Here is a 24,820-nt window from a genome sequence, read left to right on the forward strand (position 1 = left end):
ATCAATAACAATTTGTGGCTGATGGCTCCTCGCGATCAGGGAGCCATCTCGGTCATAACACCCTCACCCCCGGCCCCTCTCCCATTAAGAATTGAAAAAAGGAGAGGGTTAACGAAATATATGCTCTTTTCATCTCCCCTCTCCTTTTTTCAATTGTCATGAGAACGCGGGCCGGTGGGTGAGGGTACATACGCAGCACCCCTGCCTTAATACGAAAAACATTTTACAAATAGTTATTAGTTCTGTTAATGTGGAGCGGCAACAGGATATCACCATAACCGACGTAAAGGAGTATATAATGGCGGAAATGAAAAGCTGTGTCGTAATTACCGACGCCGAACCGATGGATTACACAAAAGACTACGTGGCCCTCCCCTCGGATTACGGCTCCGCCGCCTATTACGGCCGGAGCGACATCGCCGCCATAACCAAAACCGTCCACGGCAGCCTTGACACCCTTGACAGGGAGACCGGGTTCACCAAGAAGCTCAAAGGCAAAAAGGCCCTGATCAAGCCGAACCTGGTGGGCACCTATATTAAAATCGGGTTCCGCGAGAGGGAGTATCCGGAGAGCACCGACCCCAGGGTGATCGACGCGGTCGTGGATTATATCAGGAAGCACGCCGCCTCGGTGACCATCGTGGAATCCTCGGGCCGCGGATTTCCCACCCGGGCCGCCTTCAAGATCACGGGAATAGACCGGATCGCGAAGCGCCACGGCGCCGAGCTCATGGCGCTGGAGGAGCAGCCGGTGGACCGCTACATCCTGCCGAAGGCGAAGGTGATGAAAGAGATCATCGTGCCCCGCATATTCAGCGAGGTGGCCCGCGGCGAGGCCTTCTATGTCTCGCTCCCCAAGATGAAGACGAACCTCTATACCGGCGTGACCCTGGGCTTCAAGAACGCCATGGGCACGATCCCCTACAACCTGCGGCAGCGCAACCACAACTATAATATAGAAGAAAAGCTGGTGGACATGCTCTGCCTTTTCAAGCCGGACCTCACCGTCATCGACGGCATCGTGGGGGCCGAGGGGAACTGCCCGGGCCCGGTCTTCCCGGTGAAAAGCAATGTCATCATCAGCGGCACCAACAGCGTCGAAGTGGACCGCGTCGCCACCGCCATGATGGGGATCGACCCGTCATCGATAAAGCTGATGCAGTGCGCCGACGCCCGCGGCTTCGGCGATCGAAAAGTCAAGGTCATCGGCAGGCAGCGCAAGGTCCCCTTCAAGCAGGCCAATCCCTCGCTCCTGGACGATGATTTCCGCAGCCGCTTCCCCCTGGTCACCGTGCTGGTGGGCCACCGTATGAAGCACGCTCCCGTTCCCGGAAAGAATAAGAAAGCGGATGCCGCCTTCGCGCAGGAAATGGAGATGGCGTGCCGGGGCGGGTGCCTGGCAACGACCAAATTCGGCTTCGAGATGGTCTACCATGAGGGCGTGGCGATGAAAAACCCCCTCACGGTGATCATCGGCGAGGGCGCCCTGGTGAACGGGAACGCCCTGTATTACGACAGGGACGGGAAGCCCTATACCCCGGAAGATATCGCCGCGCTTCCCGGCAAGATACTGGCGGTGGGCTCCTGCTCGGGGGCAGTCGCCGACATCGCCGACGCGCACTGCGACGGCTGCATGCCTTTCCCCAACACGCCGCACATACTCATCCACAAGCTGACGGGGTCGCGGTGCCGCATCATGGGGCCGGCCAACCGCCAGCTCTTCACGATAGCGGGGGGCCTCCTGGCGATGACGATGGCGCGCAAGAAGCTCATCCGCTCCGGCCAGCGGCTCGACTGCGAGCTCCCGCTGCGGGACGAACTGGAGGACACGCCCGGGCTGAGCGCGGCAGACAAAAAGGAGGATTTCGTGCCGTGGCCCTTCCCGCCCCTGAGCAATGAGGAAAAAAAGCAGCTCATCAAGTTCGAAAATTACATGATGATGAAGGATTTTTGATCTTTCGCCGTTATTGTTCCGCCCTTCCGCGGTCGGTTTCCGCCAGCAGGTAGATGAAGCGCTCCAAAACCTGGATGACGACGATATCCGGTTTGCAGCGGTTGATTATCGCTTCATCGGCCCTGTAATCCCACAGCGTATAGGTTTCCTTGAAATTGTATGAAATATAAGTGAAATAATCGAAAAAGGAATCGTGAAGGATCAGAAGGGAGGGACCGCCGAGGCCGGTCCGGTAATGCCGTAATTCCATATACTGGTTATGGTAGGGATTGAATACCCGATAATCCGAGGGAACCGTGTCACGGCGCGCTGGTTTTGCCGGCGTCAGCACATCGACGGTTTTTTCATAATAATCGAACAGGGTTATGATCTTGGCGATGTCGCCGCCGTTCGCCGATTTTTCATCGTATGCCATTCTCTTAACCGTAAAATCATCGAGCTCAAAGGGACGCACGGACGGGAAACGCTCGCGAATCGCCATCATCAACTCGCGGTAACCCTTGTAGGCGCCGTAATAGTTCCAGTGGGTGTCGGCCTTCTGATACAGCCGGCGCCGCTTTTTTTCTTTTAGAACGGCCTGGCGGATATCGACGACCCGGATGCCCCCCGCTTCAGCGCAGATTCTCTTTAACTGCTCGACGCGCCTGCCGGAGGGATTCACCACCGTTACGTAATCGGGCAGATATTCGGGATAGATCGTCGACTTGTTGGGCGTGATCAACACGTAGAACGGGATATTCTTCGACTTCAGCAGCGACGACGCCTCCGAGAGATAGGCCCTGATCCTCTCCGTCTGCGCGCCGCTCAGGGGGGCCATGCCCCTGTGATCATCGATCTCGCACTCCGGGCCATGGAAACGCTCCGTTGTCATGACCGCTTCGGGTTTCAGGAAAAGCCATCCCTCTTTTCCGGGTACGACGTAGTTCACCGGCGACGCGTTGAAGATCGTTATTTTCATCAGGCTGTTCAGCTTCATCAGGTCTTTGCGGAACAGAAAGTTTTTCCGGAAATCCTTGAAATCGAGCCCTTTCTCAACCGGCATGAAGCCGACGGGGATGACCAGGCCGATACAGAAAACGGCGCACAATATGGTCTTGTATATCCTTGGTATGCTCATTATGCCGGATCTCCCCTGGTCTTTCATACCGAACACCGTCAGAACCGCGAGTATATGAAGGGGCTGTAGGTCCCCCCCGCCATGGCCATGACGGAATAAAGAAAAATCGAAAGCAGCAGCGCCAATCCGCCGATGGCGAAGCCGTGTTTCGCAACGGCGCCGAGGGCGGAATTGCCGATGCGCGATATGCCCTCCCTGATCCTGTTTTCTAACCACGGCGCGATGGGCGTGGAAAAAAGCAGGGCCGCGGCCAGGGCGAATATGACCTCGCCGGTCAGGTACATGGCGGGGAAATAGCTGCCATTGTGAAGGCCGTTGAAGCCGGCCATGGATTTCAGGTACGTGAAGGCGCCTCCGATGTCCGCCGATCTGAAGAAGACCCACCCGATCATGACAACCAGAAGGGCATAGCCATGGCGCAGGGGCCTGGCGCTTCTATTGATGATATCTCCGAGGCGCGTCCTCTCCACGAGCTGGAATAGGCCGTGCCAGAGGCCCCACACGATGAACGTCCAGTTGGCGCCGTGCCACAAACCGGTAAGGATAAATACGATCATGATGTTCATGAAAGTGTTGGCTTTGGACTGCCGGTTCCCGCCCAGGGGAATGTATACATAATCCCTGAACCAGGCGGACAGGGTGATATGCCATCGCCGCCAGAATTCGCGCATCGACTGCGAGATATAGGGATAATTGAAATTCTCCGTCAGGGTGAAACCGAGCATGCCGGCGACCCCGATGGCCATGTCCGTATACCCTGAAAAATCAAAGAAGAGCTGGAACGTGTAGCATATGACGCCCAGCCACGCGACCTCGCAGGAGAGAAGATCCGGGGCGATGGCGAAGACCTGGTTCGCCACATTGCCCAGGGCCGTGGCTATTATCATTTTTTTCCCGAGTCCGATGATGAAGCGCCGTATCCCCTGTGTGAATCCGTCAAGGGTGATCTGCCTCCGCGCAAGCTGCCCGGCGATAACATCATACCTCATAATGGGACCGGACACGATCTGCGGAAACATTGTTATATAGAGTGATGTCTCCAGGGGGTTGTCATTGGCCCGGGAGTCCCGGCGATAGACATCGACGAGGTACGACAGTGTCTGGAACGTAAAAAAGGATATCCCTATGGGGATGTGCAGGGGCTTGATCAGGATCGGTGAAACCTCGATCAGCGGCAGCACCGCGTTGAGATTGGCGACGATGAAGGCCGTGTACTTGAAAAAGGCCAGCATTCCCACGTTGACGATGATCGCGACGGTGATTATCCGTCTTGCCAGGCGCGGCTTTCCGCCGTTACGGCCGATCATGCGGGCGAAGCCGTAATTCATCAGCGCCGAGGCGACCAGCAGGATCACATAGTATTTCTCTCCCAGGGCGTAGAAGACAAGGCTTGCCGCGAGCAACAGGGGATTGCGCCACTCCTTTTTTATAACGGTGTTGAGCGCCAGTACGATGGGAAGAAAAATGAAGAGAAAATCTACGGAATTAAATGCCATAGGGCGTCCAGGGTCCTTTCCTTTCGTGATGGCGCTTTCCAGGCATAACGGGTGTCATCGGGCCATCGGCCAGCCTGTTTACGCGGCATATTGTTGCATCCGGAACCGTTCATGCCGGCCCGATCGGACCGGAACAAACAAGATTCCCGCCATCGAAAATGGATGTCGAGGGGAATATTAGTCAATCAATAATTTATACATCGGGCGGTTTCAGGAGAATGCAAATCGCGTCAAATAGATCATGGAAGCTTCACATAATTATCCTCCCCCAGAAAAAATCATTGATAATAGACAACGAATATTATGTCATGTACCGCGAACGGGGCCCCCGATGAACAAGAACCTGAACAAGATCATTGTAGCCATACTGGCCGCGTGCACCGTGGCGGCCGGCGTCATAACCCACTGGGACATGGTCCGCTACCTCCACGACTGCATCCTCGGCTTTTACATAGAGGCGGCGGAGACGCTGATGCCGTCGAGCCCGACCTACACCATCGTCGACCACCGCTCCTACCGTCCCCAGGTGAGGACCTACCGCGACCTGCCGGAGGGCTTCATCCACAGCGGGAGCCTCCTCATGTACCGGGCCGGCGGCGAGGACGAGGACCTGGGCGACATCGCCTCCGGGGCCGTGGGCTACACCGATTACTACCGCGCCTCCAGCCTAGCCTCGGCGATCCGCGATTATAACGGCCTGCGGGGAAGCGACGTGCCGGCCGGGACCGCCCTGGTGATACCCGGGTCGGCGCCGGCCCTGCGCCACGACCCGAGGAACCAGGTCATGCCTCCCCTGATCGCGGCCCGGGGCCTCTATTTCACCGGCACCAGCCTGGGCGGCAACAAGATCCTGGGCAACCTCGACCGCTTCAGGGAGCTTGGCATCAACACCATCGTCTTCGACGCCAAGGACATCGGCGGCGACCTGAGCTACTATAGCAGGGTACCGGAAGTCCAGCGCCTGGATACCCATGAAAAGCGCTCCATCGACAACATAGAAAAATTCATCCGCACCCTGAAGGAAAACGGCTTCTACACCGTGGCCCGCATGGCGGTGTTCCACGACCACCTCCTCCGGAAAAAGGACCGCTCCCTGGCGATACAGTCGCGCGGCGGCGGCGCGTGGAGCCCCGGCGCCAAGGAGAAATGGTGCGACCCGACCAACAGGAAAGTGCAGGATTACAATATCGCCATGGCCGTGGAGCTGGCGGAGCTGGGCGTGGACGAAATCCAGTTCGACTACATCCGCTTCCCCACCACGGGCAACCAGGGCGACATCGCCTTCAAATACGATTTCGGCAAAATGTCCCGCGAGCAGGCCATCACCCATTTCCTGAAGCGGGCCCACGACGCCATTGCCGCTCGCAAGTCGCGCCTGTCCATCGACATTTTCGGCGTCGTGGCCTGGGGCAAGACGGTGGACATCAACAGCACCGGCCAGCGGATCGAGCTCCTGGCCAGGCACTGCGATATCATATCGCCCATGCTCTATCCATCGCACTTCAACGACGATTTCGACGGATACGCCAGGCCCGGCGACAACCCCTATTACTTCATATACAGCGGCTGCCAGAAGGTGATCGCCCTGGCCGGGAAGAATGCCATCGTGCGGCCGTGGCTCCAGGCCTTCCGGTGGCGCGTTTCCAACTACAACAGCCAGTATATCAAGACGCAGATCAAGGCCACCGATGAATCGGGCGCAAAGGGCTACCTCTTCTGGAACGCGGCGAACGACTATGACACCGTCATGCGTGCCCTGGAGGACATGAACGGCGTCAAGACTGCCAGAGACGACACCAAAGATAATTGACCGTGACCGTCGCGGGGAATATACTTTCATCAAGGGACCATCATCATGGATTTCTATAAATACCACGGATTGGGCAACGATTATATCGTCATCGACCCGGGCAGGAACGATGTGTCCCTCACGCCGGAAAATATCATCCTCATCTGCGACCGCAATCTCGGCATCGGATCGGACGGGATCCTCCACGGCCCGTTCTTTGACAACGGTTCCATCAGCGTGCGGATATTCAATCCCGACGGCAGCGAGGCGGAAAAGAGCGGAAACGGCGCGAGGATCTTCACGCGCCACCTCCATGAGCACGGCCATATCAGGGGGGACACCGCCGCCTTCGACACCCTCGGCGGGCCCATCACGGCGCGGGTGCTGGATACGGGAACATACGGCATCCGGGTCAACATGGGTACCTGCGCCTTTGACAGCGAAAAAATCCCGGCGGCGGGGCCGCGCCGCGAGGTGATCAACGAGGCGATTGAAGTAAAAGGAAGAACATTCCGAATGACCTGCGTATCCGTGGGAAACCCCCACTGCGTGATTCCCCTGGACGACATATCCAAAGGCCTTGCCTGCGACATCGGCCCACTCATCGAGCGTCATCCCCTCTTCCCCAACCGCATCAACATGCAGCTGGCGAAGGTGATTGACCGCCGGACCCTGCGAATAGAGATCTGGGAGCGCGGCGCCGGCTACACCCTCGCGTCGGGCAGCAGCAGCTGCGCGGCCGCCTGCGCCTGCCGCCGCCTCGGGCTGGTTGACGGCAGCGTCACGGTGCTCATGCCGGGCGGGCCCCTTTCGATAGAGATAGGCGGCGACTGGTCGGTTGCCATGACGGGGCCCGTGGCCAGCGTGTCCGAAGGAAATTTTACGCCGGAATTCAGGAGGCTCCTGGACCGCGGCGCTCATAAAAGCTGAGACAGGATGACGAGGCCATGAAATACGACCTGGGCGACCGGAGGATAATCATCGAGGGAGACGACTGCTTCATCGCGGAAACGGCCGTGGTGGTCGGATCGGTGCGCATCGGCAACAACGCCAGCGTCTGGTTCAACGCCGTGGTGCGGGCCGATGACGGCGTGATAGTTATCGGCGAGAGCTCGAATATCCAGGACGGCGCCGTGCTCCACTGCGACAGTGAAAACGACCTGGTGATCGGCCGGGGCGTCACCGTGGCCCACAAGGCCATGCTCCACAGCTGCACCGTCGGCGACAACTCCCTCATCGGGATCAACGCGGTGGTGCTGAACGGGGCGGTCATAGGAAAGAACTGCCTGGTGGGCGCCGGCGCCCTGGTGCTGGAGAAGAGCGTTATCCCGGACAACTCCGTGGTGCTGGGGGCGCCGGCGAAGGTCGCGCGTCCCGTGACGCCGGAGCAGATCGACGAAATGCTCGACGCGGCTGAGCACTATATCCGGAATTTTAAGAACTTCAAGAAGAACCTGAAGAAGATCCAGTAGCTGATTTTAGCCGCGATGACCGCGTCTCCCCATCCCGTCAGTCGGGACGATATCCCCCGCAATAGGGCACGTAGGCCGCGTCCATTTCCATCAGGTGATGCTCGAGCCGCTCCCTATTTCTTGTCCTTAAGATGGGGGACGAACACCATGTCCGATTTCAAGATATGGTTTTCCCACCACTTCCGGACCTCCTTGTCCACGTCCAGCGCCAGGTATGAATCAGCGCCCCTGGCCCTGTATTCATTCATTATTTTCGCGTATTTCCGGCGAAATACCTCATGTTCTCTGCGGTGCATGTCGAGGCCCGGGTAGACGGCGCGGACCATAAGACCTTCCTCCGCGTCGAAATGCTTCTCGACATATGATTCGAGGTATTCAAGCATCATCACCATCTCGACTTTCGACTTATTACTGTAAATCGACAGCTCCAGGGCATCGATCCTTTTAAAAAGCTCCCGGTGCTGGCTGTCGATCTCCTCGATGCCGGTTTCCAGTCGTTTATCCCATTCCAGCGCCGCCATAACCGGACTCCTTATTTATCCTTTATCTTCAATAAACAAATAATCGCAAACTAATTTCATAACAGGGTCATTATCGGCCCTGCATGGATCCAGGCCCTTCCCCCACCATGGCGAATGTCGCTCCGCCCTCGGGGAACACCGCCACCGTGGCGTTTTTCCCGAGCTTTTTCATGGCGCGGCCGACGACCTCGGCCGGGTCCTGGCACTTCACGAACATGCTCACGGCCTTTGCTTCCTCGTCGCTCAGCGACGGAACGAAGAAGAAGAGATCATACTGGCGCATCAGCTGCATTGAATAATAGAGCAGGAATTTATCCTCCACCGGAAGGCCCTTCCTCACCCTGTCAAGGAAGCCGCGGACCCGGGCCGGCCCCAGGAGGCGGAGAAGCGCCTTGAGCATCGGCAGGGGCAGCCGCTTATCCGGCGGCTTGATATCGTCGAGGCCGCGCTCGGCCTTCAGGAACCCCATGATGACGCCGCCGGGCCTCAGGGCCGGGAGGGAATTCCCGACGCATTTCATTCCCTGCTTGAAGTTGATGTCCATGGGGAAGGAATTGACGATGATGCCGTCCACCTGCCGCTCGACGCGGAGGCCGCTTTCACGGCGGTTGTAATCTATGCACCGCCGGTGCGCCTCAATGGGATCCCCGGCGAAGGAGGCGATGACGCGGCCGCCGTGCTCGACGACCACGTTCAGGCAGAAGATATCGGCGCCGATCATGGACCGGACCTCCTCCAGGTCCTGCCTGAAGGAGTTCTCCTCCGGCATCATGGCGACGCGGTTGAAGCGGTACGGCGGCTCCGCGATGATCTCGTGGTGCAGGCCGATGGTCTCGGCGTAGGCCACGCCGGGAAGGATGTTCTTCATGCCGCCGCCGAAGCCGGCCCAGAGGTGCGGCTCCACCAGGCCGATGAGCACAACGAGGTCCGCATCTTTAAGATTTTTATTGAGATAGACCGGGGTCTTGCGGGTCGTGGTGCCGAAGTAGTGGCAGGCCTTCAGGTCGAAGGCGTTATGGTTCTCCCACCGGACCAGCTTCAGGTTTTTCGGGCCGACCTTCGCCGCCATCTCCTGTTCGGTCATGGCGGTATGGACCCCCAGGGCGGGAATGACCGTGACGCCCTTCAGGGAGGCGCCGGCCTTCTTCAGGGAATCGAGGACCAGGTGGAAAAACTTGTGGGTCGGCGTGGGCCGGGTATTGTCGTCGACGATGATAACGATCTTCTTGCCCCTGAGCTTTCGCGCGGCCAGCGGCTTCGCGCCTACGGGCTTCCGCAGCGACTCCTTAACCAGGGAAAGCTCGTCCCCTTTTATCCTGCCGCCGCCCTGCCCTCGCCCGGGCATGATGACGTTCCACGTGTCCGGAAGATCCAATGATAGTGAACCGGAGCCCCAGGGCATTGTTATTTCCATAAAACACCTCGCAGGACGGGAATGGGATATGTCTTTGAATCTCTTTGCGGCGAAAAATACTTCCGCAGACGCCTCTTTGTTTATTAAAGGCATTTTGAGGAAATTTGCAAGCATTTTATCGGGGCACTCAAAAACAGGGCGGCTCCGTCAAGGGGATGAGGACGAACGGTGCATAGTGCGACGCAAAAAATAATCACCCGGCAAAAACTATACTTTCTTTGAAAAATATATAGATTTCACTTCTTCATCATTTCTCAAAAGAGATTGACTTAAACTGATATTTTCAAGAAAATTTCCATAGATACAAGGCATCACCGGTATCCACTATATAAAAATAATATACAGGGGGATTCAATGAAGAAAAGTATTACTCTTATTGTATCATTGCTGCTCACCGCTCTTTTCTTGAACTGCGACACCAATAAAAAAGACGACAAGAACAAGCTACTTTCGCTTCTTTTATTTTTACAGCCAAACTTTACCGGCGACGCGGTCTGGGCCAGATCCGTATCGGCGGGAACATCCGAATCAGGGATAAAATCCGTTTCGATTGGAAGCGACGGCATTTATGCGGCGGGGATTATTAACAGTAACTCGACCTACACTTTCGGAACTCAAAATGTGACCGGTATAAGCAGCAACAGCTATAATCCGGTACTGGTCAAATATGACACAGCCGGCAACGCGATCTGGGCTAAATCGATCTCCGATGGACCGGCATCGGACCAAGAATCCTTATTTAACTGTGTCAAAGCAGGAAGCGACGGCATCTATGCAGTAGGGATTATTCAATCTACCACCAACTACAAATTCGGCACTGTAAACGTAGCCGGGATGTATTCCGGCAGCAATGTGGTTATTGTAAAATATGATACGAATGGCAACGCGATCTGGGCAAAATCGGTCTCGGCAGGTTTAAACAGCTCCGAGTTCAATTCTGTCACAATAGGAAGCGATGGCATCTATGCTGCAGGTACGATTTGGGGAAACACTGAATATAAATTCGGCGATCAATCGGTAACCGGCAAATGGGCTGCACATAAAAACGCGGTTATTGTAAAATATGATACGAATGGCAACGCGATCTGGGCAAAATCAGTTACTACCGGTCCTAATCGTTCAGGTTTCAACGCCGTTTCAGCAGGAAGCGACGGAATCTATGCGGCCGGATTTATAAGGGGCACCGTTGCTTTTTCATTCGACAGTCAATCTGTCTTAGGCACCTACAGCTCCTTTAACACGGTGCTGGTGAAATACGACACCAGCGGCAATGCCCTCTGGGCAAAATCGGTTTCGGCAGGTTCGAACGACTCGTACCTAAATTCGGTTTCCGTGGGAAGTGACGGGATATATGCTGCTGGATACATCAACAATACCGGGACCTACACCTTCGGCACTCAATCTGTGAATGGAACATTTTCAGGTTTTAATGCGGTGCTCGTAAAATACAATACGAGCGGCGACGCGGTCTGGGCAAAATCGGTGGCGGCCGGATCGAGCAACTCAATCATCAATTCCGTTTTCGCTGGTAGCGATGGCGTCTATGCGGCCAGACAAATTATGGGCACCACGGCCTTCACGTTCGGCACCAAATCCGTTACCGGCACAACGATCGAGGACAATCCTGTCCTGGTGAAATACGATACCAGCGGCAATGCCCTCTGGGCAAAATCAATATCAGCCGGATCAGCAAAATCATATTTCTATGGCGTTGTCAGCGGACCCATGGGCCTCTTTGCCGGCGGGCAGATATCCGATACAGGCACCTATACATTCGGAACTCAATCCGTTAATGGCACCGCGGCGCTTGAGCTGAACAGCGTCCTGGTGAAATACCAGTAAATAAGTAATTTACTGCAATTGCACGGCAAGAAACCCCTCTTTTATGAGGGGTTTCTTGTCATAACCATTTCATTTCTTCAATCGCGCAGAATGCTTCTTATACTGCCCCAGCAGCGTTTCCCTGTCCCTGGGCCTGCCATGGGAGGGATGGAACAATCGGCACCCTGTGTCGAGCAGAATCTTCCAGCTTTTAATCATCAGATCCGCATCGGCAGCCCAGGGGGGGTAGACCGAGCCGGGGAACACGCCGAAAAGGGCGTCCCCCACTATGGCGATCTCATCATCCACTATCACACTCTGTGAGCCAACCGTATGGCCCGGCGTGGGCAGAATGCAAGCGTCAAAGCCGAATTCGCCCAGATCGCAGCGGCCCTGAACGGCGATGTCCCATCGCAATGGGTTGAAGGTCATTCCATTCAATATGCTTTCGCCATGGGCAAGCCTGTAGAGCCATCGCGTCACAGGAAAAGCCCCGTCAAGGGGCGCGTTCCTTCCCGATTCCAGCAGGGCCGCCTCCCTCTCATGGACGATGATCTTCACCCCGTATTTCTCCCTGATCCTGGCGGCATTCCCGACATGGTCAAAGTGAACATGGGTCAGTATCAGCGCCGACAGATTTTCGGCCGTGACTGAAAGGGCATAAAGCCGCTTTTCGAGGCGCTGGAGATTATGCGCCGTGCCCGTATCGACCAGTATAAAGCGGCCGTTTTTCGATATTAAAAAGACATTGCTCCGCCCGCCGATGACGCGGCGGATTGTCGTTCCCTTCCCGGTCTGCCACCTGTTCATTTTCCCCGCCGCCATCCGCGCCTATTGCTTCATCAGTCCCAGCGAAAGGAGCACGAAGACCGGCCCGTTATACAATCCATGGATGAAGATGCCGGTGAGGCTGTTCCGCGTCTTGTGAAACACATAGGGGATAATGATGATAGCAGGGACGACCATGATCATCAGGTCCAGTCCGAAGGGAAGGTGGAAGACCAGCCACAGGAGCGAACAGAGGGCCCAGGTATGATTTCCGGAAAGTCTCGCCTGTATGTATCCGCGCCACAGCAGCTCTTCCCCTGCTATATTAAAGAAGAACATTGGCAGCCAGGCCAGCAGCAGCAGCTTTTCAGCTCCCTGGAACGGTTTAAATTCCATGAACCATGGCATTGTTGATAACGGCCGCAGGCCGAAATATTTATTCAACAGGGCGGATACGCCGAAGATCATTCCGGTGAAAATGAAAACCAGCAGAAGACCCGCGATCGAATAGGCCCAGTCTTTTTTTGAAAAGGATTTGAGATGCAAAGCCTTCACTATCTCTTTCGGAGCGGAGTTCCCTTCGAGTCTTACCAATGCGACGGCGCAGACAAACAGCGGGACAAACAGGGCATATCCCGTGATGAACCAGTACAGGGCGGGATTGATGGAAAAAGTGTATTTTAAAAAAGGCAGTAATGTCAAAAGGAGCAGAAAAAAATAAACCATGAAGGCCAGGAAAATATACATTCCCTTCATGACGCTGACCCGGTATTCCGGCATAGGGCGATCTCCTTTACATAATAGGGCCCGAAGCTTACCGTAACGCCGTCAACGGCCGCTGCCGGATCACTTCTTCGCGGCGGCCGCCGCCTCCAGCATGAGCCTCCGGAGAAGGAGGATCTTCTCCTCAAGGTTCTTCCTGGTGATGCGCATGCAGATATCGGTGTCCCCCTCGGCCTTTTTGTTGTACATGGCGTCGATCATCATGTCCGCCACGAAGGGGTAGTAGTGGTTCGGATCGTTGAAGTACTTCAGCTCGTCCCTCGAGAGGGTGTTGGGGAACATGAAATGATAGCACTCGCCATTGACCTCGACGACCTCCCTGATCCACCGCTCGTATTCGTCCAGCAGGTTGTGGCGGACGATCTCCACGAGGAGCTGCTGTATGACCGGCGTGGTGAAGGAGACGATGACGGCGCCGGGGTTGTCGTCGCGGATCGACTGCAGAATTGATCTATAGCTCTCGTTGTACTTGTAATTGTTGAACGAATAGGGAAAGGGCGAATTGAGGGCGTGCTGCAGCAGCGCCGCGATGTTGGCTTTCGCCTCCTCCGGGTTCAGTTGGGTCGTGCGCTTGACATTGTTCCGGTCGTAGTACACGTGGCGGTTGCTGCCGGCATTGATGAAATTCTTCCTGGAGAACTTGAGGGTGTCCAGGCTGATCAGCGTCTTGACCCGGTACAGGGGGCTGTTAGTGTCCTCGAAGATCTTTTCCGGGTCGAAGGGAGGCGGGCCGAGGGTGCTGGCCAGGAGGAAATCGAACCCGATAAAGATGTATTTAAAGGGTTTGCCGTTTCGCTTCCTCGCGTAGGCGATATAGGGTTTGAATTCCAGGGGCTGCAGCGCGTTGATGGCGTAATTGTACACCCTGATCCCCCTGAATGAGTGCTGGTCCAGGTTGGTGCTCGTGCTGCTGCCCACGATGATGCCGTCGTAGTCGAAGTCGTGGTAGGTTATGTAGTTCGTCTTCTGCTGGCGCTCGTTGAAGTCCTCCTGCTTCTGGTTGAACCGGTGGGAGGTGTTGCAGTACCAGAGCGGGTCCATGAAGCCGTTAATGCCGGCCACGATGCCCGGTATCACGAGGGAGAGGAGCAGCGTCAGTATGATCCATTTCGTATAGGGTGTCTTCATGGTCCTCAAAAGTTCGCGTAAATGAATTGGCTCACCTGGGTCAGGTGGATGATGCTGATCCCGAAGAGCAGCGCCGTGTACAGGGCCCATTTCAGGTTCGGCTTGAGCCGCTCCGACAGCTCGATGGAATTCTTCGTAAAGAAAATGATCGTTCCGGACGCTATGATCAGGAATATGTAATAGTATTGCTTGTCGCCGAGCTGCCCCAGCCACGGCCCGAACTGGATTCCCAGCGACCTCAGGAACCCGCATTTCTCGAATGACGCCGGCAGTATCACTCCGTCGAGGCCGATCATGCCGCCCAGGACCTTCAGCGCGGCCTTGACCGAGGTGGCCCGCCACATGATGGCCGTGAAGTTCCAGTACATGAAGGTAAGGAACCAGGCCAGGAACCAGTGCATGCCCAGGCCGGTCTTTCTCCAGGCGCGGTGTATTATGAGGCCCAGTCCGTTGAGCGCCCCCCAGAGGACATAGTTCCAGGTGGGGCCGTGCCAGAAACCGCTGATGATGAAGGTTATCACGAGGTTAACATAGGTCCGGAACTCGCCATTGCGGTTTCCGCCCAGGGGGATGTAGATATACTCCCTGAGAAACCTTCCCAGGGTGATGTGCCACCGCCGCCACAGTTCCTGGAAGCTCAGGGACTTGTAGGGCGAGAGAAAGTTGTCCGGCACGCGAATATTGAACAGGAGCCCCGCGCCGATGGCAATGTCGGTATAGCCGCTGAAGTCGAAATAGATCTGGAAACAGAAGGAAAGGGCCGTAAACCAGGCCTCCAGCAGGGGAAGCACCGGCGCGACGTCGAAGCCCTGGGTGGCCCACACGCCGAGGTTGTCGGCCAGGACCAGCTTCTTGAAGAATCCCAGGGCTATCAGGAAGAGACCCCGGGCGAAATTCTCGGGATTGAACCTCGATTTCTCCCGGTCCATGAACTGCGGCACCATCTCGAACTGGAGCGCGATGGGTCCCTGGCTGACCTTCGGGAAGAACGAAACGAAGAGGGCGTAGGGAATGAATGGGTTTTTGCCGATCCTTCCGCGGTAGGTGTCCACCAGGAAGGCCACCTGGGACAGGGTGTAATAGCTGATGCCCAATGGCACGGCGATCTTCAGGAGGCCGATGCCCGACCCGAGGACCATATTCACGTTCTGGATGAGAAAATCGCTGTACTTCAGGTAGCCGAGGAGCCCCACGTTGAGGCATATTCCCACGGCAACGATGGCCTTTTTCGGGATCCTGATAAGGAAGCCGGCCGGGTTCGTCATTGCCCTGGCTATGTAAAAGTTCGCCACGATGGAGAGCAGGAGTAGCGGCAGGTAGATGACGTTCCAGAGTCCGTAAAAGCAGAGGCTCGCCCCAAGAAGAAATATCCTGCCCGCATCGGTATATCCGCTGCGATTAATAATAAAATACACCGCGATAACCGGCGGCAGGAAGAGGAATATGTACTCGAAATAACCGAACATTGCAATACTATTGAATTCTTAAAATGATGAGCCTTTAAAAAACATGGTTGGTACATCTACATTTTGCGCATTAATAAGGCAAGTAAAATATTTATTTTGGATGGATATCAGTTCTGGTAGCAGTCATAAATTAGGGGGCATGGGCCATCCCGCTCGTCCGCCTCGTATAAGCAGAGCCAAATGCGACATCCTGTCGCGGCTCTGCACTCGGCCCTCCTGGCCAGCGCACCATGTTGACTCGGCGGAATCGGCGACATCCATGTCGCTGCTACTGCTAGGATGGCAGGAGTGTCGCGGAGGGCATGGATGCCCGTGAGCGACCTCGCCGGGATGGCTCCATACCCCAAAAAAGATACTGCACCCATCATTTCTTATGAGATTAAAATATTCTTGCCTTGATCTCTTTTTTTTATTAACACAGGATAGTCTTATCCGTTATACTCTTTATAATGGAAGCTGACGAGGTGATGATAACCATGGATAATGCTCTGGAGTTGTTCCATCCCCTGGTGGCCCGCTGGTTCAGGGAGACACTGGGTGAGCCGACGGGGATCCAGACTCAGGCGTGGACGGAGATCGCCGCCGGGTCCCATGTCCTCGCCACCGCTCCCACGGGAAGCGGCAAGACACTGGCCGCCTTTCTCTGGGCCCTGAACCAGCTTGCGGCAGGAGCCTGGCAGGGCGGAGCGCCGCGCGTGCTCTACATCTCTCCCCACAAGGCCCTCAACAACGACATCAGGAAAAACCTGACGATCCCGCTGGAAGGCCTCAGGGAGCACTTCGGGAAAAACGGCGCGGTCCTTCCGCCCATCGGGGTGATGACACGGAGCGGCGACACGCCCCCGGAGGAGCGGCGCCTCCTGTACCGGCACCCGCCGGAGATCCTCATTACCACGCCGGAAAGCCTGAACATCATGGTCACCAGCGGCAGCGGCAGGGCTCTCTTCCGGGGGATCACGACGGTCATACTGGACGAGATCCACGCCCTGGCAGGCACGAAGCGGGGCACCCACCTCATGACCGCGGTGGAGCGCCTTACCCTCATAAGCGGAGAGTTCCAGCGCATAGCTCTTTCGGCCACGGTGCGCCCCCTGGAGACCGTGGCTGATTTCATCGGCGGCTTCCGGCTGGTATCCGGAGCGACCGGCCCCCGCTACGAGAAGCGCCCTGTCACGATACTCCGCGCCGAGGACACGAAGTCCTACGCGCTCTCCATCGAATACCCGGAGCGGCCCGGGGACGACGGCGAGGATGACACCTGGTGGCAGGTCCTTTCGCGCCGCATGAAGGAAACGATCAGGGGCAACCGGTCGACGCTTTTCTTCGCCAACAGCCGCAGGGTGGCGGAAAAGATGGCGCGCTACCTGAACGAGGACGAAGGGGAGATCATCGCCTATTCGCATCACGGGTCCATCGCCCGCGAGATACGCCTCGAGGTGGAGGAGCGGATGAAGCGGGGCGAGCTGAAGGCCATCGTGGCGACGAGCTCACTGGAGCTCGGCATCGATATCGGCGACCTCGACGAGGTCATCCTGGTGCAGACGCCCTTCTCCATATCCTCATGCCTCCAGCGCCTCGGACGGGCCGGCCACGGCGTGGGCGAAAGGAGCGCGGGGAGGATCTTCCCCACCCACGGCATGGACCTCCTCACGGCCGCGGTCATGGCCCGGTGCGTCGACGAGCGCGGGATAGAGCCGGTGCGGCCGGTAGAATGCCCCCTGGATATCCTGGCGCAGGTCATCGTGTCGATGACCGCGGCCGAGACATGGAACATCGACGACCTGTATAATTTTCTGAAAACCTGCCATCCCTATCATAACCTTTCGCGGAATCAGTACGGCCTCGTCCTGGAGATGCTCGCCGGAAGATACGCCGACAGCAGGCTGAAGGAGCTGTCCCAACGCGTCTCCATCGACCGCCTCGACAACACGGTCGCCGCCCGCGCCGGCGCGGCCTATATCATATACACCTCCGGCGGCACCATCCCGGACCGGGGCTATTACGACATGCGCGTCCAGGGCGCGGGCTCGAAGATCGGCGAGCTCGACGAGGAGTTCGTGTGGGAGCGGAAGATCGGCGACACCTTCACCCTGGGAACCCAGGGCTGGCGCATCCAGAACATAACGCACAACGACGTGGAGGTGGTCCCCCTCCGGGGAACGGCGGGAATGCTCCCCTTCTGGAAGGCCGAGGAGCGGGACCGCGACTTCTACTACTCCGAAAAGATCCTGTCCTTCCTGAAAGAGGCGGACGAGGGCCTTGGCGACCCCGAAGGCTTCATTGACCGCCTCCGGCACGTATATTCTATGGACGAAAACGCGGCCGCTTCCCTGGCGGATTTTCTCCAGCGCCAGAAAGCGGCCTCCGGCGGGAAGCTGCCCCACCGGGGCCGCGTCGTGATCGAGCATTACCACGACGGGAGCGGCGCATCGGACAGCACGGAAACGGTCCTTCACACCTTCTGGGGCGGCCGCGTGAACCGCCCCTATGCCATGGCCCTGGCCGCCGCCTGGGAGGAGCGCTATCACACGCCCCTGGAGATATTCGTCAGCGACGCCAATATCCTTCTCATACTCACCGGCGATGTTTCAATCAGGGAGGCGCTGAGCCTGGTCACGGCGGAAAACCTGGAGGAGCTGCTGAGGAAGCGCATGGAAAGCTCCGGCTTCTTCGGCGCGCGGTTCAGGATAAACGCGGCCCGGGCCCTCCTCCTTCCGCGGGCCACATTTAAGAAGAGGTATCCCCTCTGGCTGAACAGGCTCAGGTCGCGGAAGCTCCTGGAGACGGTCATGGCCTATCCGGACTTCCCCATCCTCCTCGAGACATGGCGGGAATGCCTCCAGGACGACTTCGACCTGGAGAGCCTTAAAATCCTCCTCGACGAGGCGGCCGCTGGACGGATCGAGTTCACGGAGACGACCAACAGCGCGCCTTCCCCCTTCTGCGGCAGCCTCATCTGGCGTCAGACCAACAAGTACATGTACCAGGACGACGCCCCGGAGGGCCGCGGTCAGTCGAACCTGAGCCAGGCGATACTGGACGAGGTCCTTCACTCGTCGCGGCTCCGGCCCCGGATACCGGCGCGCCTCGCGGCCGACCTGGAGAGCAGGCTCCAGCGCCTCAGGGCCGGGTACGCGCCGTCGAGTCCGGCGGAGCTCCTGGATTGGCTCAAGGAGCGTCTCCTCATTCCCCTTGACGAGTGGGACAGGCTGGCGGCGGCGTGCCGGCGGGATTCTCCCGATTTCCCTGCGGAGCTCCCGCCTGCAATATCAGAAAAAATCTCTACTATTATACTTCCGGGAAGCACCGTCACCCACCGGGCGGCCCTTGAGAACGTCCCCCTCATCCGCAGCCTCTTCGGCATGGCCGATGACGGCGGCGCCATATCCCCTGGGGCCGGCACCTCAGCCGTTGAAAGCGAAATGGACAGGGCTGACTTCCTGGCCCAGTGGCTCTCCTACTACGGGCCCCTCAGGCGGGAGCGGATAACGGAATCCCTCGGCATACGGGGAGGCGACCTGGAGGACCTCCTGGAGCGCCTCGCGGAGGAGCGGCGCATCATAGTCGACGCGATCATTGAAGGGAGCGACTCGGAGGAAGTCTGCTATACCGACAACCTGGAGCGCCTTCTCAGGATGGCGCGTCAGGACCGCCAGCCATCCTTTAAAGCCCTCGGTCCGGAATACCTGCAGCTCTTCCTGGCGTCCCACCAGGGCGCTGCGCGGCCGGGCGAGACCATGGAAGATATGCAGAAGCGGATGGAGAAGCTCTTCGGTTACCCGGCGCCGGCGCACCTCTGGGAGGAAGCGATCCTGCCGGCGCGGATGAGGGATTACCGGACGGAATGGCTCGACTCCCTGCTCCATACCACCCCGCTGAAATGGGTCGGCGCCGGGAAAAAAACGGTCACCTTTGTCCTTGAGGACGAGGCGCGGCTCTTCATCGAGCCGGGCCGGAAAGAGATCGAGCGGGCATTGCGGATATTCCCGGACCGGCGAGGCCGCTACAATCTTTTCGACATAGCGGGCCACATGTCGGCGAATACCGGGGAAGCGGCCCGGGTCCTCTGGGAGCTCGCCTGGAAGGGAACGGTCGTCAACGACTCAATGGAAGCCTTGCGCAAGGGAATCCAGAACGACTTCGTGCCGGCCGGCCTGGAGAATGTCCAACCCCTGCGCGTACCGGGACGCCGCGCGGGCATGAGCAGATGGGCGGCGACCAGACCGGTACAGGAAAGCTGGAGGATGCTGGACACGGAGCAGGCGGAGCTCGACGGGATCGACCGCCAGGAAACGGACCGGGACCGCGCCCGGTCCCTCTTCGACCGCTACGGCGTCCTCTTCCGCGAGCTCCTGGAGAGCGAGGCCCCGGCCATGCGGTGGAAAAAGATGTTCCCGGTGCTCCGCCTCATGGAGCTCTCAGGCGAGATCATGAGCGGATATTTTTTCGAGGGAATTCCGGGGGCGCAGTTCATCTCTCCCGAGGCCTTCCGGATTCTCCGGGAGGGCCTCGACGAAGACCTTCTCTACTGGCTGAACGCCCGGGACCCTGCCTCACTCTGCGGCATCGCCATCGAGGGCCTGAAGGGCACAATGCCTCGGCGGGCCGTGTTCAACCATATCGTGTGCATTGGGAAACGCATCGTGATGGAACTCCAAAAAAGCGGCAAGGACCTCCGCATCCATATACCGCCGGACCATCCGCGGCTCCAGGAGGCCCTTGGCATATACAAGGCAATCCTTACCCGCGGATTCAATCCTGTGAATCCTCTTAACGTGGAGAAGATCAACGGCCTTCCAGCCATTGACAGCGAATACTGCGGCGTGTTGAAGGAATTCGGGTTCAGGCCAAGCTACAAGGCCCTGACGTTATGGAAGACGTACTAAGCTTATCGCAAAATTGTCACCGACGAATTCCTGTTTAATTCGCTTCTATTATCCGCCCCTCATCTTATCGACAAGGCCATCGCTGTCACGCTTTTTTTTCAATATTCCATATACTTCATTGAACGGGCTTTTCTGCAAGATACTCTTGACGATAAGGATGCCCTCCTCGACTGGAAAAATGTCAACCTCAGTATCGGGCTTCAGCCCATACTTATCCCTTATTTTCTTGGGGATTGTTATCCGTCCGCGTTCCATAATTTTCATTTTTATCGCTCCACCTTTGCGTTCATTTTCTCATTGAACGCGTCGACGGCGCAGATCGTATCCAGGGGAAGACGGGGCGGCCGCTGCGGCTCCTGGCCCAGCTGCCACTCCGTGAGGGAGCTTGTATCGTCCGATTTTTTTCCCACGATGACCAGCGTGAGGACCATGTACTCATCGGGGATGCCGAGGGCCTGCCTCACCTTCCCGGGGTCGAAACCGGCGATGGGATGGGCCACCAGGCCGAGCTCCGTGGCGCGGAGGACCATGGCCGACACGGCCTGGCCCAGGTCGAAGAGATAGAACTCCCTCTCCTTGATGAGACAGTCGTTTTCCCTTTTCGCGAAGGCCGCGACAATGGCCGATGCCTTGAAGGTCCACTCGTTTCCCTTGTTCATGCATCCGTGCATCTTCGCCAGGGCCTCCTTTGACCGGGCAAAGACAAAGCGCCACGGCTGGTTGTTGAAACAGGAGGGCATGAGCTGAGCGGCCGTGGCCATCTCCCTGATGATATCATCGGTTATTTCAACAGGCCCCAGGGCCCGGTAGGCCCGGCGTTTTTGAATGGCTTCTTGCACGTCCATGGCGACCTCCTTAGCGGTGTAAATTTATCCTGTCATCGCAGGCAAAGCGACGTGATCTTGTATTAAAATATAGCAAAGATGCGGTAAAATTAAAATGTTTTTCTTGTATTCATTGAAATTAATGAGAATCCCTCCCGTGGAAGGAATATTTTTATTTTCAGATACAGGGAATGTCTCTCGCAGAGACGCCGAGGCGCAGAGTGGTAAAACTGTCATTTCAACGAATCCCGGTATTCCGGGATGAGGAGAAATCATAACAGTCTATATTAAATTCAAGATTTCTCACCCCGCGAAGCGGGGCCTGTCCTGAGCTTGTCGAAGGGTTCGAAATAACAAATCAGGAAAAGTAGTGTATCAAAGTTCTCCGCGGCTCTGCGTCTCCGCGAGAACAATCTTTTTTGTTTACTCGCAATGACAAGATTAAGTTTTTTCTACTTGTCATGTTATCTGCCATGATATAATCTCCACCACCATCCATGGTATAACCGCAAACAACGGAGAAATAACGTATTATCCGGCAGGACCGAGATGAATAACGATTTTGCTTACATCCACGAGATCTGGACACGGGAACAGGACTTCTTCGGCAGGGCGACGCCTCTTTCGCTGGTTGAAAAATATGGAAGCCCCCTGTACGTGTACAACGAGAACATGCTGCGGAGCCGCTGCAGGGAGATGAAGCGGCTCATCGACTACCCGGCCTTCGCCGTGAACTACTCCGCCAAGGCCAATACCAACCCAGCCATCCTCAAGATCATCCGCGAGGAAGGCCTGTACGTCGACGCCATGTCGCCCGGCGAGATATTCCTTGAGCTGAAAGCCGGGTTCAGGCCGGAGGACATTCTCTTTATCTGCAACAACGTGTCCGACGAGGAGATCCGCTACGCCGTCGACGCCGGCATCCTGGTGAGCGTGGATTCGATTTCGCAGCTGGAGCGTCTCGGACGGCTGAACCGGGGCGGCCGGGTCGCGGTGCGGATAAACCCCGGCATCGGCGCGGGCCACCATGAAAAGGTCGTCACCGCGGGGACGAACACAAAGTTCGGCGTGGACCCACGCTTCGCCGGCGAGCTCCGCGCCGCCCTCGGGCGCCACGACCTGCGCCTCGCGGGACTGAACCAGCACATCGGGTCCCTGTTCATGACCGGCGACGAATATATCGAGGCGGCGCGGTTCCTTTTCTCCTTCGCGGAGGATTTCCCCGAGATCGAATTTCTCGATTTCGGCGGCGGCTTCGGCATCCCCTACCACAAGGAGAACGGCGAGAAGAGGCTTGACCTCTCCCATGTCGGGAAACGACTTCAAAAAGCCGTGGAGGAATGGGTGGAAAAAACCGGGAGGCGGATAACAATCAAGATCGAGCCGGGGCGCTACACCGTGGCCGAATGCGGCCTGCTTCTCGGCACGGTCCACGCCCTGAAGGTCAACGGCGGTCGGAGCTACGCGGGCACGGACATCGGCTTCAACGTCCTTATCCGGCGGGCCATGTACGACGCCCACCACGACATCGAGGTTTACTCTGACACCCCGAGGGAGAGCGCCCCCATGGCCCAGGTGACGGTCGTGGGTAACATCTGCGAGACCGGGGACATCATCGCCAAGGACCGGATGCTGCCGCCGCTGATGGAAGGCGACATTCTCGGGATCCTGGACGCCGGGGCCTACGGCATGGTTATGGCGTCGAACTACAACTGCCGGCTCCGGCCCGCGGAAGTGCTCATCACCGCAGGCGGCGACGATGTGCTGATCAGGTCCCGGGACACCCTCGAAGACCTGGCGAGGCATTACCCGGGGTAGGTTCAACAAAGAATTTTTCTCGCTGAGGCCCTGAGACGCAGAGTATTTTATGTTTGGCTTTTTTTAAATACATAAAACTTGATTATTTTTTATTCTTCTCCGCGACTCTATGACTCTGCGAGAAACACTTTTTTCGCATATGCTATACCTGAATAATATTTTTGATTGCTGCCAGTAACAATAATGCATCAGAATTATCTTATTTATAATTCATCCACATAAAATGAGGGATTCCCATGAAAAAACACTTACTGCGCTTCCTGGTGATCGCCGCCATCATATCCATCAACATCGGCTGCGACCAGTCGACCAAGTACCTGGCGAAGAAGCACCTGCCCCGGGAGATGACCATCCAGGTCATAGACAATCTCTTCGTGCTGCAGTACGCCGAGAACAAGGGCGGGTTCCTGAGCATGTTCTCGTCACTCTCAAAAACATTCCGGCTCTTTTTCCTCTCCATCATCCCACTGATCGCCCTTGTCCTGATGACCCTGTACATCATCGCCGCCGCGGATCTCTCGGGCCTGCACATCCTCGGCCTCAGCTGCATCATTGGCGGCGGACTGAGCAACATTGTGGACCGCCTGGCCAATGAATATGTCATCGATTTCATGAACATCGGCATCGGCATGGTACGGTCCGGCATTTTCAACTTCGCGGACCTCTCCATCATGGGGGGCACCGCCATCATCCTGGCCATGGCCATGAAGGATAAAAACAAAACGGCGGGCGGGATCATCCCCTCATGACGGTCCAGGGCAGCCGCCGGGACCATCGATTGCGCCGCCCGGGCCCACAATGAGCGGCTGGCGCCCGGCATCATGCAACCGCGGATTTTAATTTTTTTCGCTATAAATTTTTCTTGCAATATGCGTCATCGGGCCGTCGATTGTTTGTGTTGCACATGGACAGGCAACAACAACTCCCTGGAGGAACCTATGATTCATAAAAATGTCAAAACTGAATTTTCACCCGAAGAGCATATGCCGCAGATCGATCCGACCGCGTACGTCCATCCCCTGGGGGTGGTCATCGGCAACGTGATCATCGGCAAGAGGGTGTTCGTCTCCCCCTTCGCCTCCGTCCGCGGCGACGAAGGACAACCCCTCCATGTCGGCGACGACAGCAACGTCCAGGACGGCGTCATCATCCACGCATTGGAGACCTTCCATGAGGGCCATGTGGTGGAAAAAAACCTCGTCGAAGTCAACGGGAAGAAATACGCGGTCTATATCGGCAACCGGGTTTCCCTGGCCCACCAGGTGCAGGTCCACGGCCCCGCGGCCATCGGCAATAACTGCTTCATCGGCATGAAAAGCCTTGTCTTCAAGTCAAAGGTGGAGGACGGCTGCGTGATCGAGCCGAACTGCGTCCTCGTGGGCGTGACCATCAGGTCGGGAAATTACGTTCCCACCGGATCGGTCTGCTCCAGCCAGGCCGATGCCGACCGTCTACAGAAAAAGATCACGGAGGATTACGCGTTCCGCACCCTCAACGACGGCGTGGTGCACGTGAACACCAACCTCGCCGAAGGATATCGGAAAGCGAACCTTAAGCTGTAAG

19 protein-coding genes are annotated in these 24,820 nt (G+C 57.1%); 9 read left to right on the forward strand and 10 right to left on the reverse strand.

Translation table 11 applies throughout. The features are described 5' to 3' along the window. The first annotated feature begins 298 nt into the window (after nt 1-298). On the forward strand, nt 299-1,954 hold the full coding sequence (locus KA369_09495; protein ID MBP7736192.1) for a DUF362 domain-containing protein: 1,656 nt from the start codon (nt 299-301) through the stop codon (nt 1,952-1,954). A gap of 10 nt (nt 1,955-1,964) precedes the next feature. Here KA369_09495 and KA369_09500 read toward each other — a convergent pair whose 3' ends face one another. Then, complete coding sequence (locus KA369_09500) at nt 1,965-3,071, reverse strand: hypothetical protein (GenBank protein MBP7736193.1); 1,107 nt, start codon at nt 3,069-3,071, stop codon at nt 1,965-1,967. Between the two features lie 38 nt (nt 3,072-3,109). Further along, complete coding sequence (locus KA369_09505) at nt 3,110-4,567, reverse strand: MBOAT family protein (GenBank protein MBP7736194.1); 1,458 nt, start codon at nt 4,565-4,567, stop codon at nt 3,110-3,112. 331 nt (nt 4,568-4,898) lie between these two features. On the opposite strand from KA369_09505, the gene KA369_09510 reads away from it, so the two are divergent. From KA369_09510 to KA369_09520, 3 genes are read left to right on the forward strand one after another with little or no spacing between them, the layout of a single operon-like run. After that, entirely contained in the window at nt 4,899-6,377 is a 1,479-nt protein-coding gene (locus KA369_09510; GenBank protein ID MBP7736195.1) for a hypothetical protein, read from the forward strand. 45 nt (nt 6,378-6,422) lie between these two features. Next, nucleotides 6,423-7,286 (forward strand): diaminopimelate epimerase, encoded by an 864-nt coding sequence (locus KA369_09515; GenBank protein ID MBP7736196.1) that lies wholly within the window; start codon nt 6,423-6,425, stop codon nt 7,284-7,286. 17 nt (nt 7,287-7,303) lie between these two features. Beyond that, nucleotides 7,304-7,828: a gamma carbonic anhydrase family protein gene (locus tag KA369_09520; protein ID MBP7736197.1), complete on the forward strand. Its 525-nt coding sequence runs from the start codon at nt 7,304-7,306 to the stop codon at nt 7,826-7,828. Nucleotides 7,829-7,941: 113 nt separating this feature from the next. Here KA369_09520 and KA369_09525 read toward each other — a convergent pair whose 3' ends face one another. Both KA369_09525 and larA read right to left on the reverse strand, forming a co-directional pair. Beyond that, nucleotides 7,942-8,349: a hemerythrin family protein gene (locus KA369_09525; protein MBP7736198.1), complete on the reverse strand. Its 408-nt coding sequence runs from the start codon at nt 8,347-8,349 to the stop codon at nt 7,942-7,944. 70 nt (nt 8,350-8,419) lie between these two features. After that, nucleotides 8,420-9,763, reverse strand: coding sequence for a nickel-dependent lactate racemase (gene larA / locus KA369_09530; protein ID MBP7736199.1), 1,344 nt, complete (start codon nt 9,761-9,763; stop codon nt 8,420-8,422). Between the two features lie 354 nt (nt 9,764-10,117). Here larA and KA369_09535 point away from each other — a divergent pair, with 354 nt between their 5' ends. Continuing rightward, a complete protein-coding gene (locus KA369_09535; GenBank protein MBP7736200.1) occupies nt 10,118-11,605 on the forward strand; it encodes a PQQ-like beta-propeller repeat protein in 1,488 nt (495 codons plus the stop codon). 69 nt (nt 11,606-11,674) lie between these two features. On the opposite strand, the gene KA369_09540 is transcribed toward KA369_09535, so the two are convergent. The 4 genes from KA369_09540 to KA369_09555 all read right to left on the reverse strand — a co-directional run bounded on the left by KA369_09540 (nt 11,675) and on the right by KA369_09555 (nt 15,729). Then, a complete protein-coding gene (locus KA369_09540) occupies nt 11,675-12,394 on the reverse strand; it encodes an MBL fold metallo-hydrolase (protein MBP7736201.1) in 720 nt (239 codons plus the stop codon). A gap of 21 nt (nt 12,395-12,415) precedes the next feature. Next, on the reverse strand, nt 12,416-13,132 hold the full coding sequence (locus tag KA369_09545) for a CPBP family intramembrane metalloprotease (GenBank protein MBP7736202.1): 717 nt from the start codon (nt 13,130-13,132) through the stop codon (nt 12,416-12,418). A 66-nt stretch (nt 13,133-13,198) separates the two neighbouring features. Then, a complete protein-coding gene (locus tag KA369_09550) occupies nt 13,199-14,263 on the reverse strand; it encodes a hypothetical protein (GenBank protein ID MBP7736203.1) in 1,065 nt (354 codons plus the stop codon). Between the two features lie 5 nt (nt 14,264-14,268). Next, the gene (locus tag KA369_09555; protein ID MBP7736204.1) at nt 14,269-15,729 is read right to left on the reverse strand and encodes an MBOAT family protein; all 1,461 of its coding nucleotides are present in this window, start codon (nt 15,727-15,729) and stop codon (nt 14,269-14,271) included. A gap of 476 nt (nt 15,730-16,205) precedes the next feature. Here KA369_09555 and KA369_09560 point away from each other — a divergent pair, with 476 nt between their 5' ends. Further along, on the forward strand, nt 16,206-20,615 hold the full coding sequence (locus tag KA369_09560; GenBank protein ID MBP7736205.1) for a DEAD/DEAH box helicase: 4,410 nt from the start codon (nt 16,206-16,208) through the stop codon (nt 20,613-20,615). A 48-nt stretch (nt 20,616-20,663) separates the two neighbouring features. Here the strand turns inward: KA369_09560 and KA369_09565 are convergent, their stop codons facing one another. Then, complete coding sequence (locus KA369_09565; GenBank protein ID MBP7736206.1) at nt 20,664-20,879, reverse strand: AbrB/MazE/SpoVT family DNA-binding domain-containing protein; 216 nt, start codon at nt 20,877-20,879, stop codon at nt 20,664-20,666. 2 nt (nt 20,880-20,881) lie between these two features. After that, entirely contained in the window at nt 20,882-21,460 is a 579-nt protein-coding gene (locus KA369_09570; GenBank protein MBP7736207.1) for a nitroreductase family protein, read from the reverse strand. Between the two features lie 528 nt (nt 21,461-21,988). Here KA369_09570 and lysA point away from each other — a divergent pair. The 3 genes from lysA (at nt 21,989) to KA369_09585 (ending at nt 24,819) form a co-directional block, all read left to right on the forward strand. Beyond that, nucleotides 21,989-23,257: a diaminopimelate decarboxylase gene (gene lysA / locus KA369_09575; GenBank protein MBP7736208.1), complete on the forward strand. Its 1,269-nt coding sequence runs from the start codon at nt 21,989-21,991 to the stop codon at nt 23,255-23,257. Nucleotides 23,258-23,493: 236 nt separating this feature from the next. Further along, nucleotides 23,494-24,006, forward strand: a complete 513-nt coding sequence (lspA, locus tag KA369_09580) for a signal peptidase II (GenBank protein MBP7736209.1) — start codon at nt 23,494-23,496, stop codon at nt 24,004-24,006. A gap of 189 nt (nt 24,007-24,195) precedes the next feature. Then, on the forward strand, nt 24,196-24,819 hold the full coding sequence (locus KA369_09585; GenBank protein MBP7736210.1) for a carbonic anhydrase: 624 nt from the start codon (nt 24,196-24,198) through the stop codon (nt 24,817-24,819). Nucleotide 24,820 lies beyond the last annotated feature (1 nt).

This window comes from Spirochaetota bacterium, assembly GCA_017999915.1.
In the GTDB taxonomy this organism is placed as follows: Bacteria; Spirochaetota; UBA4802; order UBA4802; family UBA5550; genus RBG-16-49-21.

Coding starts and splice junctions, on each gene's coding strand:
- KA369_09585 (MBP7736210.1), top strand. CDS start 24,196: ATGATTCATAAAAATGTCAAAACTGAATTTTCACCCGAAGAGCATATG.
- KA369_09560 (MBP7736205.1), top strand. CDS start 16,206: ATGGATAATGCTCTGGAGTTGTTCCATCCCCTGGTGGCCCGCTGGTTC.
- lspA (MBP7736209.1), top strand. CDS start 23,494: ATGAAAAAACACTTACTGCGCTTCCTGGTGATCGCCGCCATCATATCC.
- KA369_09495 (MBP7736192.1), top strand. CDS start 299: ATGGCGGAAATGAAAAGCTGTGTCGTAATTACCGACGCCGAACCGATG.
- KA369_09500 (MBP7736193.1), bottom strand. CDS start 3,071: ATGAGCATACCAAGGATATACAAGACCATATTGTGCGCCGTTTTCTGT.
- KA369_09550 (MBP7736203.1), bottom strand. CDS start 14,263: ATGAAGACACCCTATACGAAATGGATCATACTGACGCTGCTCCTCTCC.
- KA369_09540 (MBP7736201.1), bottom strand. CDS start 12,394: ATGAACAGGTGGCAGACCGGGAAGGGAACGACAATCCGCCGCGTCATC.
- KA369_09525 (MBP7736198.1), bottom strand. CDS start 8,349: ATGGCGGCGCTGGAATGGGATAAACGACTGGAAACCGGCATCGAGGAG.
- KA369_09535 (MBP7736200.1), top strand. CDS start 10,118: ATGAAGAAAAGTATTACTCTTATTGTATCATTGCTGCTCACCGCTCTT.
- KA369_09565 (MBP7736206.1), bottom strand. CDS start 20,879: ATGAAAATTATGGAACGCGGACGGATAACAATCCCCAAGAAAATAAGG.
- KA369_09570 (MBP7736207.1), bottom strand. CDS start 21,460: ATGGACGTGCAAGAAGCCATTCAAAAACGCCGGGCCTACCGGGCCCTG.
- KA369_09515 (MBP7736196.1), top strand. CDS start 6,423: ATGGATTTCTATAAATACCACGGATTGGGCAACGATTATATCGTCATC.
- KA369_09505 (MBP7736194.1), bottom strand. CDS start 4,567: ATGGCATTTAATTCCGTAGATTTTCTCTTCATTTTTCTTCCCATCGTA.
- lysA (MBP7736208.1), top strand. CDS start 21,989: ATGAATAACGATTTTGCTTACATCCACGAGATCTGGACACGGGAACAG.
- KA369_09510 (MBP7736195.1), top strand. CDS start 4,899: ATGAACAAGAACCTGAACAAGATCATTGTAGCCATACTGGCCGCGTGC.
- KA369_09520 (MBP7736197.1), top strand. CDS start 7,304: ATGAAATACGACCTGGGCGACCGGAGGATAATCATCGAGGGAGACGAC.
- KA369_09555 (MBP7736204.1), bottom strand. CDS start 15,729: ATGTTCGGTTATTTCGAGTACATATTCCTCTTCCTGCCGCCGGTTATC.
- larA (MBP7736199.1), bottom strand. CDS start 9,763: ATGGAAATAACAATGCCCTGGGGCTCCGGTTCACTATCATTGGATCTT.
- KA369_09545 (MBP7736202.1), bottom strand. CDS start 13,132: ATGCCGGAATACCGGGTCAGCGTCATGAAGGGAATGTATATTTTCCTG.